We start from the raw sequence: 13,106 nt of genomic DNA on the forward strand, positions 1-13,106 counted from the left end.
GAGCGCCTTTGCGCCTCGCCCCAAAGCATAGGCGGATTGTTGCAGCCCTGCCAATGCGGAACTGCACGGCAGTGGAGCGAAAGATCAGAAACCCAGGAAGCGCACGTTCCCGTCCACCGGTTCACGCTCACGCGGGAAACCGTTCACGCTGGCATCTTCCACGCGATAGCCGATGGCCATGCCGCAAAAGAAGATGTGCGTTTCGTCCGATACGCCGATGAAATCCTTGATCAGCCGGGCGTGCATCGCAAGGAATTCCTGCGGGCAGGAATCCAGCCCTTCCTCGCGCAGCAGCAGCATGATCGTCTGCAACCACATGCCGGTATCAGACCATTGCGGCGATCCCATGCGCCGGTCAAAATAGCACATCTGCACCGCCGGCGCGCCAAACGACGTCACGTTGTTGCGCACGAAATCGGCTCGCGCATCGCCATCACCGCGGCCCACGCCCATCGCCTGATACATGGCTGCACCCACCTGATGCAGGCGCGCCTTGCATTCCGGGATCACTTCAGGCTGCGACCACGAATATTCAATCGGATCCTGCATTGGCGAAACCAGCATCTTCGCCTGCAAATCGGCCAATGGTGCCCCGGTCAGGATCGTGGCTTCCCACGGCTGGAAATTGCACCCCGAAGGAGTCCACCGCGCCTTGTCCATCACACGTTGCAACACTTCGAGCGGCACCGCATCGGGCTTGAACACCCGGATCGAACGGCGGGATAGAACGGCTTCGCTGACTGTCATGGTGCTCATGCGCGATTAACTGCCCAGTTAACCCCTCGCCGTCAAGCGCTCGCTACTCGTCCTCGAACAGGTCCGCCAACTGCTCGATAATCGTGCCGCCAAGCTGTTCGGCGTCCATGATCGTCACCGCGCGGCGATAGTAACGGGTCACGTCATGTCCGATGCCGATAGCCACCAGTTGGACCGGCGATTGCTTTTCGATCCAGTCGATCACCTTGCGCAAGTGCTGCTCAAGATAGCCCGCATTGTTCACCGAAAGCGTCGAATCATCCACCGGCGCGCCATCGGATATGACCATCAGGATGCGGCGGTCTTCGGGCCGTGCCAGCAGGCGGCTATGCGCCCAAAGCAGCGCCTCACCGTCGATGTTTTCCTTCAGCAACCCTTCGCGCATCATCAGGCCAAGGTTCTTGCGCGCGCGCCGCCACGGCTCGTCCGCCTTCTTATAGACGATGTGCCGCAGATCGTTGAGGCGGCCCGGCTGTGCGGGTTTGCCGCCTGCCAGCCACGCCTCGCGGCTCTGGCCACCTTTCCATGCGCGTGTAGTGAAGCCGAGCACTTCGGTCTTCACGCCGCACCGCTCCAGCGTGCGCGCGAGAATATCGGCGCTGATCGCTGCGATGGAAATGGGCCGCCCGCGCATCGAACCCGAATTGTCGATCAGCAGCGTGACAATGGTGTCCTTGAACTCCACATCGCGCTCGATCTTGTAGGACAGCGAATGGCCGGGCGAGATCACCACACGCGCCAGCCGCGCGGCATCGAGCAGGCCTTCTTCCTGATCGAAGTCCCATGACCGGTTCTGCTGCGCCATCAACCGGCGCTGGAGTCGATTGGCGAGCCGCGTGACCACCCCTTGCAGACCTTTCAGCTGCGTATCGAGATAGGCGCGCAGGCGCGTCAGCTCTTCCTCGTCACAAAGTTCGGTCGCCGCGATGATTTCATCAAACTGGCTGGTATAGGCCGTGTAGTCAAAGTTCTCTGGTAGATCGGTCCACGGGCGGTTCGGACGCGTGGGCAACATGCCCTCCTCGCCTTCGTCGGCCATGTCGGAATCGGCGGAATCGTCGTCCTCAATCTCCTGCTCGGACTCCGAATCCTCGTCGCCCTCGCTGGTATCACCCGCCATTTCAGACGGCTGCTGCTCCTGATCGTCAGAGCTGCTCGGCTCTTCCTCGCCCTCGTCTTCCTGATCCTCGCCCTCGTCGTCCTGCGATTCCTCGTTCTGCTCGCTGGCAGACTGGGTCAGGTCAAGATGCTGCAGCATGTCGAGCGCAAGCTGCTGGAACGCCCGCTGGTCATCCAGCGACAGCGCCAGCGCCTCCATGTCGTTGCCGACCTTGCTTTCGATCCAGCTGCGCACCATCGCCATGCCGGTTTGTGCCGAAGCAGGCGCTTCCTGCCCGGTGAGCTTTTCGCGCAGCAGCAGTGCAAGCGCGGTAGGCAGCGGCACGTCTTCGGGCTTTGCCGCACGGGCAATCGGGTCGGACGCCGTGCGCATGGCCACCGCTGCGTTCAGATTGCCGCGCATCCCCGCATAGGCATTGGCGCCCAGCGCCTCGTAACGCACTTGTTCGACCGCGTCATAACAGGCACGGGCAAGTGCTTCACCCGGAGCATTGCGACCATGGATCGCCGCATTGTGGTGCCGCAACCGCAGCGCCATCGAATCTGCGTGGCCCCGCGCCTCGGCCACCTGATCGGCAGGTAGCGCGCGCCCCGGCATCGGCACGCGCATCGATTGGCCAGACTGCACCGGCGCATCGGCCGTCCACGCCACTTCCACCTCAGGATCAAGCGAAATGGCGCGCGCAGTGCCGGTCAGCACCGCACGAAAACGGTCAAGGGGGGATTCGTCAGCCAATGCCTGCCTTCAATACCTCTGGCCCCTCAGCGAGCGCCCCCGCGAAGGCGGGGGCCTCAGGCGGGCCAACTCAAGTTCAACCGATCTTCTGGCCGGTCTTCGCCCAATCCGCAAGGAAGCCTTCGATACCCTTGTCCGTAAGGACATGTTTGAACAGGCCCTTGATCACGGCGGGCGGTGCTGTGATCACGTCAGCACCGATCTTCGCGCTTTCCAGCACATGCACACCGTGGCGGATCGAAGCGACGAGGATCTGCGTCTCGAACGCATAGTTGTCATAGATCAGGCGGATGTCGCGGATCAGATCCATGCCATCGAAGCCATTGTCGTCATGACGGCCCACGAAAGGCGAGATGAACGTCGCGCCCGCCTTCGCAGCCAGCAGCGCCTGATTGGCTGAGAAGCACAGCGTGACGTTCACCTGAGTGCCGTCGCTGGTCAGGGCCTTGCAGGTCTTCAGCCCGTCGATGGTCAGCGGCACCTTGATGCAGACGTTATCCGCGATTTTGCGCAGGATTTCGGCCTCACGCATCATTCCCGCATGGTCGAGCGCGACGACTTCAGCCGAAACCGGACCATCGACCAGACCGCAGATTTCGCGCGTGACTTCGATGAAGTCCTTGCCGGCCTTGGCGATCAGCGTGGGGTTGGTGGTCACGCCATCGAGCAGGCCAGTGGCGGCAAGATCCGCGATATCGGCAGTATCGGCAGTGTCGACAAAGAACTTCATGGGTCTGGCCTTCCGAAGGGAGGGGGAAACGATTCCCTGCGCCTATAAGCAAAGCTGCCGGGCTTGTCAGGCTTGATGCTTGATAATTTGTCTGATTATTTGAGGCCGAAAGCCGTCATCAGTACCGGATCGTTGGTTGACCGCGGATCGGCACGGATGGCCGCTTCCTCCCGCCCGATTGCCCGGAAGATGGCATTGTCGGCCTGAATGGCCAGCGAATTGGCAATCCCGCCAATGTCCACGCCGGTCAGCGCTCCCAGCACTTCGCCGATCAATGGCTCGCGGCTGACGCGAATCGCATCGCCAAATTCGGGGACCATGATCTCGACAAGGCTCGTGCCCATTTCCTGATGCAGATAGGCGCTTGCCGCCATTGGATCGCTGCTGCGGATCAGGGCCAGCGCATCGCGCACGCCGATGGTGCGCACAGTGTCGGCCACATACGGCGCGGCACGTTCCGCAGCGTCATAGGCCATGTCATTGAAAGCGCGGCTCAAACGGTCCTTCATCAGCGGCCCGGTGAGGATTCGCGCCAGCACGCCACCGCGATTGCCGATGGATTCGGGCAGAGCCAGCCGGGTGACAGAATCGTCCCAGAAGCCGCCCGGAGCCAGCAATCGTGCAAAGGCGCGGTCGCTTGAAAGGAACAGCAACCGCCGCACCGCTTCCTCCAGCGAAAACGCCGGATACGTGGCGCAGCCTGCCACTGACATCACGCCGATTGACGCCATGCCGCCCAGCACAGCCCGCCGCCCCAGCACGTTGGAAACCTGCGCCATATCTTTTCTCCTCAGTTCCTTGGCGCCGGGGCTTTGCCCACAGCAGTTGCGCGCCATATAGACGGGCTAACATGAACCGCGTCCGATGCCTCGTTTTCAATGCCGCGCTCGGCCCGCTCGATTACCGGGTGCCCGCCGGGATGGACGTGGAACCCGGCAGCGTCGTGCTCGCCCCGCTCGGTCCGCGCCAAATCATCGGCGTGGTATGGGAGGCAGAACGCCTGCCTGCCACGGAAGTGCCTGAAAACAAACTGCGCCCGCTGCTGCAGGTGCTTCCGGTCCCCCCGCTCCCCGCCCCCTTGCGACGATTGATCGAATGGACGGCGGACTATTACCTCGCCCCCCTCGCCTCGGTCGCGCGGATGGCGCTGTCGAGCAACGCGGCGTTGCAGGGCGGCGGGACCATCACCGAATATCGCCTGACCGGGCGCGAGCCGGGCCGGATGACCCCGCAACGCCTGATCGCGCTCGATCTGTTGCACGATCAGCAAGCCACGATCCGCGAACTGTCTGAAATCGCTGGCGTTTCCGATGGCGTGCTGCGCGGAATGGTCAATGCCGGATTGCTGGAAGCGGTGGTGGTCGATTCGGACCGCCCCTACCCTGCCGCTGATCCGCACCACGCCGTGCCTGATCTTTCCGACCAACAGGCTGAAGTTGCAGCGAAATTCGTTGAAGCTGTAAAGGCACAGGAATTCCGCCCCTTCCTGCTCGACGGCGTGACCGGATCGGGCAAGACCGAGACCTATTTCGAAGCCATCGCCACTGCCATCGAAGCGGGCCAGCAGGTCCTCGTGCTGCTGCCAGAGATCGCGCTGACGGAAACTTTCCTCAAGCGTTTCGAGGAACGGTTCGGGGTTCCGCCGGTGACGTGGCACAGCTCATTGAAGGCGTCGGAACGGCGCCGGGCGTGGCGTTCGGTGTCGTTAGGTGTCGCTCAGGTGCTTGTAGGTGCACGTAGCGCCCTGTTCCTGCCCTTTGCGAATCTGGGCCTGATCGTGGTCGATGAAGCGCATGAAATCTCGTTTAAACAAGACGATGGCGTGCGCTACAACGCCCGCGATGTGGCGGTAATGCGCGCCCGGTTCGAGTCCACACCTGTCATTCTGGCCAGCGCCACACCCGCGCTTGAAAGTCTGCAGATGGCAGAGGCGGGACGCTATGAACGCGTGGTCCTTCCCGCCCGGTTCGGCGGTGCGACGATGCCCGAAATCAAGGTGTTGGATTTGCGGGTGGACCAGCCCGAACGCAACCACTGGATCGCCCCGCCGCTGGTCGAAGCGCTGAAAGACCGGCTGGAAAAGGGTGAGCAATCGCTGCTGTTCCTAAATCGCCGGGGCTTTGCGCCGCTGACGCTGTGCCGCGCTTGCGGTTATCGCTTCCAGTGCCCGAATTGCTCGGCCTGGCTGGTGGAGCATCGCCTGAGCAAACGCCTCGCCTGCCACCACTGCGGGCATGAGGTGCCAACGCCCGATGCCTGCCCCGAATGCCACGAGCCGGACTGTCTTGTCGCCTGCGGTCCCGGCGTGGAACGGATCGCCGATGAAGTGGCAGAAATCCTGCCAAATGCGCGGGTTGCGCTGGTGACTTCGGACACGCTGACAAGCCCCGCCAAAGCGGCGGAGTTCGTCGAACAGGCCAGCGCCGGGGCGATCGATGTGATCGTTGGCACGCAGCTTGTGACCAAGGGCTACCACTTTCCCGAACTCACGCTGGTGGGCGTGATCGATGCCGACATGGGGCTGGAAGGCGGCGATCTGCGCGCGGCGGAGCGGACTTACCAGCAAGTGGCGCAAGTCGCCGGGCGTGCGGGGCGCGGGGTGAAGCCGGGCGTGGTGATGATCCAGACGCGCCACCCCGAAGCCGCCGTGATCGAAGCGCTGGCGAGCGGTGACCGTGATGCCTTCTACGCCGCCGAGGCCGAAGCCCGCCGCGATGCCGGAGCGCCGCCGTTCGGGCGCTGGGCGGCGATCATCGTATCGAGCGAGGACGAGGCCGAAGCCCGCGATGCGGCGCGCGGCATCGGCGGCACCGCGCCCCGGCTGGAGGACGTGCTGATCCTTGGCCCTGCGCCAGCGCCGCTGTCACTGCTGCGCGGGCGCTATCGCTATCGGCTGCTGATCAACGCGCGGCGGTCCAGCGAAATCCAGCGTGTGATCCGCGAATGGCTCGATCCCTTGCGCTTTCCGCCGGGGGTACGTGTGGCTGTGGATATTGATCCTTACAGCTTCGTCTGACCCGAACGGGAAGGTTGAACCATTCGCGCGCTCGGCCATTCACCCACAATGACCGGTCCAGTCCTCGTCCCCATCCTTGGCGATCAGCTTTCGCCCGATATATCCAGCCTTGCTGACCGCACGCCGGACGACACGGTGGTGCTGATGATGGAGGTGGCCGAGGAGACGACTTACGTGCGCCACCACAAGGCCAAGATCGCATTGATCCTTTCCGCCATGCGCCACTTCGCCGAGGAATTGCGCGCGGTGGGCTGGACCGTGGATTACATCAAACTGGATGATCCCGAGAACAGCGGCAGCTTCACGGGCGAAGTTGCGCGCGCGGTTGAACGGCACAAGGTCCGCGGCGTGCAGGTGGCCGAGCCCGGCGAATGGCGTGTTCGGCAGGCGATGGACCAGTGGCGTACCGACCTGCCGGTGCGGTTGCGCATCGTGCCAGACACGCGCTTCGTTTGTCCCTTGCCCAATTTCTATGAGTGGGCGGCAGGGCGCAAGGAACTGCGCATGGAATGGTTCTATCGCGAGATGCGGCGCAAGACCGGACTGCTGATGGAGGGCGACAAGCCGGTAGGCGGGCGCTGGAACTTCGATGCCGAAAACCGGGGAGGACCGGAAGCGGGATTGCAGCCGCCTTCTCTGCCCGCCTTCGAACACGATGCGGTTACCTGTGAGGTGTTGGAACTCGTGGCAAACCGGTTCGGCAAGCACTTCGGATCACTGGAGAAATTCGGCTGGCCAGTAACCCGTGCCGATGCAGAAGCGGCGCGTGACGATTTCCTGAAACACCGCCTGCCGCTGTTCGGAAAGTATCAGGACGCGATGGTGGCGGGGGAGGATTTCCTGTTTCACGCCGTGCTTTCACCCGCGATCAACATCGGCTTGCTCGATCCGCTGGACCTGTGCCGCCGCGCCGAGACCGAATGGCGTGAAGGGCGCGCACCGCTTGAAGCGGTGGAAGGCTTTATCCGCCAGATCATCGGCTGGCGGGAGTATATTCGCGGTATATACTGGCTGGAAATGCCGGGCCTTGCCGATGCCAATGGGCTTGATGCGCAGCGCCCCCTGCCTGATTTCTACTGGACCGGCAAAACCGACATGCGCTGCCTTGCCGATTGCGTGCGGACGACGCAGAAAAACGCTTATGCCCACCATATCCAGCGCTTGATGGTGCTTGGCAACTTTGCGTTGCTAGCGGGGTTGAAACCGCAGGATGTCGCTGACTGGTATCTGGTGGTCTTCGCCGATGCGTTCGAGTGGGTTGAATTGCCCAACGTGGCCGGGATGGTCTTGCACGCGGACAAGGGGCGGCTGGCCTCCAAACCCTATGCCGCCAGCGGGGCTTATATTGATCGCATGAGCGACTATTGCGGCCAATGTGCCTACAACGTGAAGAAGAAGACCGGCGATGGGGCCTGCCCGTTCAACGCGCTGTACTGGCACTTTCTGGCGCGCAATGAGACGAAGTTGGCGGGTTATCACCGGCTGGCGCAACCCTATGCCACATGGCGGCGGATGAGCGAGGGCAAGCGCGCCGAGTATCTGGAAAGCGCGGAGGCTTTTCTGGCGACGCTGGAGCCTGCTGAAGCTGGTTGGGCGCGGAATTGACGGCGCAGCGCTTTTGCCCACCCCGCTGCGACTAATTTCGCCTCCGGCTCAATAAGTCTCGCGGCCCTCCCGCCTGCGGGAGGGCATGAAACGATCCTCTCGTCTCCCCTCCCGCAGGCGGGAGGGGTTGGGGGTGGGGATGTACATTTCAGCCCTTCACCCACATCGGCGGCCGGATGCCACCCTGCCGCACCACGCGCACCAGCAGCAGCAGCCCCGCGCCGGTCGCCACCGCCATTGCGATCACGCTGGCTTCCAGCCCAAACAGGCCGCCCGTCAGCCAATCCGGCCCTTCGCGGACGGTAGCAAGCAGACCTTCCGGCGCATCGCCGCCAGACACCGGCACGCTGAACACCCAGCCTTGCGTGAAATTCCACGCGGCGTGGATGCCGATGGGCACCCACAGTCGGCGCGTCCACAGATAGGCCGCTCCGAGCAGGATGCCCGCTTCCATCGCAATGGCAAAGGCGGCGAACAGGCTGGCCCCCTCGTTGGCAAGGTGGGCCGCACCGAACAGCGCCGAGGTGATCAGCAGCGCGGCCCATGTGCCAAGCATCGATTCGATGTGGCGCAGCAGGATACCGCGAAACAGGATTTCCTCGATCGTGCCCGACGTGACCGCCATGGCGAGCATTCCCCACAGAGCGCCCATGCCGTTGACCCGCTCCACGCGAATGCCACTCATCAGCGCTACGATTCCGGTCATCAGCGTGAACAGACCCGCCCCGATCAGCAGGCCCAGCGGCACATCGCGCAAAAAGGCCGCGGGGGGCAGTTCATCGTTCGCGCGCCATTCGATCCAGCGGCGGCAGGCAAGGTAGATCGCAATGGCGAGGCCCGCTACTGCGAGCGCACCCAGCAATCCGGTGACGCCATCGACATCGACAAACGGGGTCAGCAGCGCAGACGCCAGCGAAGCCACAAATCCTACTGCGAGAAATTCGACGATGAGCAACGTCAGCGGAAAGACAATGATCCGCCGCAGTGTCCCCTGCTTAGCCTGCTGCACATCGTCCACAATCATCCCCCGCTGCCTTCGCGTTCCTTGTTCAGCAATCGCTGCTTGATCTCAAGCCCATAGGCATAGCCCCCGAGTGAGCCGTCCGAGCGGATCACGCGGTGGCACGGGATCAGGACTGCCACATTGTTTGCCCCGTTGGCCGAACCTGCCGCACGCACCGCGCCGGGCTTGCCCACTTCGGAGGCGATCTGCGCATAGGAGCGCGTCTCGCCCGGCGGGATTTTCCGCAGCGCCTGCCATACGGCCTCCTGAAAAGCAGTGCCCTTCACATCGAGTGGGATGTGCGCAAAATCGCCCGGCGCCTCCACAGCTGCGACCACATCGGCAAGCAGCGCGCCGAAAGCTTCGCCGCCCTGTTCCAGCGCAGCCTTGGGGAAGCGGGTGCGCAAAGCGCTTTCGTCCTCGTTGAAGGACAGGCGGCACACGCCTTTGTCGGTGGCGGCAACCAGCATCGCGCCGAGCGAGGTTGGCACCACAGCCCAGCGGATTGTCACCCCCTGCCCACCATTGGCCCATGCTGAAGGTGTCATGCCCAACCGATCCTCTGCTGCAGAATAGAACCGCGAAGGGCCTGAAAAACCCGCGTCATAGATGGCATCGGTCACGCTTTCTGCTGAAGTCAGGGCCTGCGCCATGCGCTCCTTTTGCAAGGCGCGGGAATAGGCGGCGGGGGACAGGCCAGTGTGGCGGGCGAACACGCGCTGAAAGTGCGTGGGCGAATAGCCGCAGCGCTGCGCCAGATCAGCCAGCGCCGGGGTTTGCCCGGCGGCCTTGATCGCCTCGATGGCAGCCAGAACTGCACGCTCATCGCGCGAGACGTCATCGGGCGAACAACGCAAGCAAGGCCTCAGACCCGCCGCCCGCGCTGCCGCGCCATCGGCAAAGAAGCGCACGTTCTCGCGCCGGGGATGGCGGGCGGAACAAGAGGGGCGGCAGTAGATACCTGTAGTAAGCACGCCGGTGACGAAGCGCCCGTCAAACGCGCGATCACGCGCCATGACGGCGGCCCATGCTTCATCATCGGGGATCGGCGGCGTGTGCATTATCTGCGAGGGATAGTCAGCCCCGCGCGCAGGGCAAGTGTGCAGTCGATCAGGCATAGGACAACTCCGGGGCTGTGGAGAGACCATGCCAATTCCCGATGACATGCGCGTCCCGCACCTTGCGGTCAAAGCGAAAGGGCGCAAGAAGCAGGCCATGCGTGTCGCCAAGCCCATAATCGTGTTGTTCGCTGCCCTATTTGCTTTGCTTGCAGGCACTACCCTGCACGCTGACCCGGCAGACATTTCGGCGGCGAGCCGTTCTGTCGTGCGCGTGGTGATCGTGGAAAGCGATGGTGACAGGGCGCGGTTGATTACCCACGGCACCGGCTTTGCGGTGACGCCCAATCTGATCGTCACCAATGCCCACGTGGTCGAAGAACTGCGCGGCGATGATTCGCTGATCGCGGGCGTCGTCCCGGCAGAGGGGCGCAATGGCTATCCGGCGCGGCTGGTGGCCTATTCGCCGGGGAACGACCTTGCCCTGCTGAAGATCGAGGGCGGCGGATCGATCACGCCTATCACGCTGTTTCCGGGCGTGCCGGGCGATGGCGGGGAGGTCTATGCCGTCGGCTATCCGGGCAACGTCGATCTGGCGCAGGGGCTTTCGATGGCCGATCTGGTGACGCCACAAGCCGCGGTGAAGACGCGCGGCTATCTGTCAGGAGGGCGCTCGTCACGCTCGTTCGATACGCTGCTGCACACCGCGCCGCTGGGTTCTGGCAATTCGGGCGGGCCGCTGCTCGATTCGTGTGGCCGGGTGATCGGGGTAAACTCGTTCGGCACGATCAGCGACAATGGGACTGATTCGGCCTTCTACTTTGCAATTTCGATGCGCGAACTTTCCACGTTTCTGCGCCGCGCCAATGTGGAAGTGCACAGCAGCGGGCTGCCTTGCCGCTCGATTGCGGACCTGAACCGCGCCGAAGCAGAACGCGCTGTCGGCGAAGGCGCAAAGCTGGCGGCGGCGAACGCGGCCAAGGCTGAGGCCCGGGAAAAGGCCATGGACAAGGCTCAGCGCGATGCTGAACGCGCGGTGTTTTCGGAGCGGGACAACGGCATGGCGCTGGCCGCGCTACTGCTTGTTGGCGCGTTGGGCGCAGGTGGCTGGGGGATGGTTCAGGCGTCCAAACGACGCGGCCGGTTTCAGCGCAAACATCTGTTCGGCGCAGGTGCGCTGCTGGTTTCGGCGGTGGCCGTGTGGTTCCTGCGCCCTTCGCTCGAATCGATAGACAGCCGTGCGAAGGAAATGCTGAGCGAGCCGGAGCCGAGCGCAAGCGCATCGGCAATCGCCACAGCGAAATCGGGTGCTGGCAAGATGATCTGCGTGCTCGATCCGCAGCGTAGCCGCGTCACCGTGTCAGACATAACCGACGTGCCGATCGAGTGGACCGAGGGCGGCTGCATGAACGGCAAGACGCAATATGGCGTGGCGCCGGATGGCTGGAGCCGGATTCTTGTGCCCAATCAGGAAGAGGCGGTGTCAGTAAATTCGTATGATCCGCAGACGCGCACGTACACCGTTGAGCGCTTTCTGGTGGACCTGGATACCATGACCAAAGCCCGGACCGAGCGTGCAAAACTGAACGCGCCTGCCTGCGGTGCGGGCGAGGATGCTGCGCTGCAATTTGGCCGGAGCCAGCAAGGGATCAAGGCGCTTTTGCCGCCTGAACCCAACGAGCGGATGCGCTATAACTGCCAGCCAGCCGGGTAATTGCAGCCTGCGCGCGAAAAAACACGGTCATACCTATGCACGAGAAGGCAAGTCGCATCTTGTCATAAGCGCGTGACGTTGCTAGGCGCGCCCCGTCTGCAGGCCACTCGGTGTTCGTCACCGGGCAATGGTCTGCTTCGGCTTATCCTTGGATGAAGGAACCTCGGCGCGTGGAGATTTCCGGCGGCATTACGGCCAGCTTGTCAGGGCGTTACGCTTCGGCGTTGTTCGAACTGGCGTACTCGCCGCCAACCGCCGCCTTTCGGCGCTGCCCGATGTGATCCGCGCTTTTGCGCAGATCGCGGCTGCCAGCCGTGGCGAGGCCACTGCCGAAGTGACCAGCGCACACGCACTCGACGATGCCCAGATCGCTGCCCTCACTGAAAAGCTGAAGGCGCGCACCGGCAAGTCGATCAAGCTCAAGACCAACGTCGATCCCGATATTCTCGGTGGCCTTGTCGTGAAAATCGGCAGCCAGATGATCGACAGCTCGATCCGCACCCGTCTCAATTCCCTCGCTACGGCGATGAAGGCTTGAAGCCTCAAGGCTCTGTGAAAGGCTGAAAATGGAAATCCGCGCCGCTGAAATTGACGGTATCGCCCGCATCCACGGTCTGGACAACGTTCAGGCCGGTGAAATGGTCCAGTTCTCGAACGGCGTTAAGGGCATGGCCCTGAACCTCGAAGCTGACAATGTCGGCGTCGTGATCTTCGGCTCGGACGCCGAGATCAAGGAAGGCGATGTCGTCAAGCGCACCGGCACCATCGTCGACGTTCCCGTCGGCAAGGGTCTGCTGGGCCGCGTGGTCGATGCTCTGGGCAACCCGATCGACGGCAAGGGTCCGATCGTTGACGCCACCCGCCAGCGCGTGGAAGTCAAGGCTCCGGGCATCATCCCGCGCAAGTCGGTGCACGAACCCGTGCAGACCGGCCTCAAGGCAATTGACGCTCTCGTGCCCGTCGGCCGCGGCCAGCGCGAACTGATCATCGGTGACCGCCAGACCGGCAAGACCGCCGTCGCCATCGACACCTTCATCAACCAGAAAGGCCCGAACGCGGGCACCGATGAAGGCAAGAAGCTGTACTGCATCTACGTCGCTGTCGGCCAGAAGCGCTCGACCGTGGCGCAGATCGTCCGCCAGCTCGAAGAAAACGGCGCGATGGAATATTCCATCGTCGTGGCCGCCACCGCTTCGGAACCGGCTCCGCTCCAGTACCTCGCACCCTACACCGGCGCGACGATGGGCGAATTCTTCCGCGACAACGGTATGCACGCCGTGATCGTGTACGACGATCTTTCCAAGCAGGCCGTGGCCTATCGCCAGATGTCGCTGCTGCTGCGTCGTCCTCCGGGCCGCGAAGCGTATCC

General features: G+C 63.2%; 9 protein-coding genes and 2 pseudogenes. 5 read left to right on the plus strand and 6 right to left on the minus strand.

Annotated features, from left to right (window positions below; genetic code table 11):
* Positions 1-84: 84 nt before the first annotated feature.
* From B7X90_RS06920 to B7X90_RS06935, 4 genes are all read right to left on the minus strand, one after another.
* Positions 85-756, minus strand: a complete 672-nt coding sequence (locus B7X90_RS06920) for a nitroreductase (RefSeq protein WP_366409671.1) — start codon at positions 754-756, stop codon at positions 85-87.
* 43 nt (positions 757-799) lie between these two features.
* The gene (gene cobT / locus B7X90_RS06925) at positions 800-2,611 is read right to left on the minus strand and encodes a cobaltochelatase subunit CobT (RefSeq protein ID WP_292622963.1); all 1,812 of its coding nucleotides are present in this window, start codon (positions 2,609-2,611) and stop codon (positions 800-802) included.
* Positions 2,612-2,687: 76 nt separating this feature from the next.
* Entirely contained in the window at positions 2,688-3,341 is a 654-nt protein-coding gene (gene fsa / locus B7X90_RS06930) for a fructose-6-phosphate aldolase (RefSeq protein ID WP_292622965.1), read from the minus strand.
* A 95-nt stretch (positions 3,342-3,436) separates the two neighbouring features.
* Positions 3,437-4,120 carry a DUF4197 domain-containing protein gene (locus tag B7X90_RS06935; RefSeq protein WP_292622966.1) on the minus strand — a complete coding sequence of 228 codons (684 nt, stop codon included), beginning with the start codon at positions 4,118-4,120 and terminating at the stop codon, positions 3,437-3,439.
* 71 nt (positions 4,121-4,191) lie between these two features.
* On the opposite strand from B7X90_RS06935, the gene B7X90_RS06940 reads away from it, so the two are divergent.
* Positions 4,192-6,357, plus strand: a complete 2,166-nt coding sequence (locus B7X90_RS06940) for a primosomal protein N' (RefSeq protein WP_292622968.1) — start codon at positions 4,192-4,194, stop codon at positions 6,355-6,357.
* Positions 6,358-6,405: 48 nt separating this feature from the next.
* The gene (locus B7X90_RS06945; protein ID WP_292622970.1) at positions 6,406-7,962 is read left to right on the plus strand and encodes a cryptochrome/photolyase family protein; all 1,557 of its coding nucleotides are present in this window, start codon (positions 6,406-6,408) and stop codon (positions 7,960-7,962) included.
* Between the two features lie 148 nt (positions 7,963-8,110).
* On the opposite strand, the gene B7X90_RS06950 is transcribed toward B7X90_RS06945, so the two are convergent.
* Together B7X90_RS06950 and ada are read right to left on the minus strand one after the other, a co-directional pair.
* Positions 8,111-8,986 carry a type II CAAX endopeptidase family protein gene (locus B7X90_RS06950; RefSeq protein WP_292622971.1) on the minus strand — a complete coding sequence of 292 codons (876 nt, stop codon included), beginning with the start codon at positions 8,984-8,986 and terminating at the stop codon, positions 8,111-8,113.
* A complete protein-coding gene (ada, locus tag B7X90_RS06955) occupies positions 8,983-10,026 on the minus strand; it encodes a bifunctional DNA-binding transcriptional regulator/O6-methylguanine-DNA methyltransferase Ada (RefSeq protein WP_292622976.1) in 1,044 nt (347 codons plus the stop codon). Before ada ends, B7X90_RS06950 begins: the two co-directional genes overlap by 4 nt.
* Before the next feature lie 85 nt (positions 10,027-10,111).
* Between ada and B7X90_RS06960 the strand changes: the two genes are divergently transcribed.
* From B7X90_RS06960 to B7X90_RS06970, 3 genes and pseudogenes are all read left to right on the plus strand, one after another.
* Positions 10,112-11,737, plus strand: coding sequence for a serine protease (locus tag B7X90_RS06960; RefSeq protein ID WP_292622973.1), 1,626 nt, complete (start codon positions 10,112-10,114; stop codon positions 11,735-11,737).
* 152 nt (positions 11,738-11,889) lie between these two features.
* Positions 11,890-12,275, plus strand: a pseudogene (gene atpH / locus B7X90_RS06965) (ATP synthase F1 subunit delta).
* A 52-nt stretch (positions 12,276-12,327) separates the two neighbouring features.
* Positions 12,328-13,106: pseudogene (locus B7X90_RS06970) on the plus strand (F0F1 ATP synthase subunit alpha); the annotation flags it as partial.

It is taken from the genome of Novosphingobium sp. 17-62-19, assembly GCF_002256775.1.
Taxonomy (GTDB): domain Bacteria; phylum Pseudomonadota; class Alphaproteobacteria; order Sphingomonadales; family Sphingomonadaceae; genus Novosphingobium.

Coding starts and splice junctions, on each gene's coding strand:
- B7X90_RS06920 (WP_366409671.1), bottom strand. CDS start 756: ATGAGCACCATGACAGTCAGCGAAGCCGTTCTATCCCGCCGTTCGATC.
- fsa (WP_292622965.1), bottom strand. CDS start 3,341: ATGAAGTTCTTTGTCGACACTGCCGATACTGCCGATATCGCGGATCTT.
- B7X90_RS06935 (WP_292622966.1), bottom strand. CDS start 4,120: ATGGCGCAGGTTTCCAACGTGCTGGGGCGGCGGGCTGTGCTGGGCGGC.
- B7X90_RS06940 (WP_292622968.1), top strand. CDS start 4,192: ATGAACCGCGTCCGATGCCTCGTTTTCAATGCCGCGCTCGGCCCGCTC.
- B7X90_RS06945 (WP_292622970.1), top strand. CDS start 6,406: ATGACCGGTCCAGTCCTCGTCCCCATCCTTGGCGATCAGCTTTCGCCC.
- B7X90_RS06950 (WP_292622971.1), bottom strand. CDS start 8,986: ATGATTGTGGACGATGTGCAGCAGGCTAAGCAGGGGACACTGCGGCGG.
- ada (WP_292622976.1), bottom strand. CDS start 10,026: ATGCACACGCCGCCGATCCCCGATGATGAAGCATGGGCCGCCGTCATG.
- B7X90_RS06960 (WP_292622973.1), top strand. CDS start 10,112: ATGCCAATTCCCGATGACATGCGCGTCCCGCACCTTGCGGTCAAAGCG.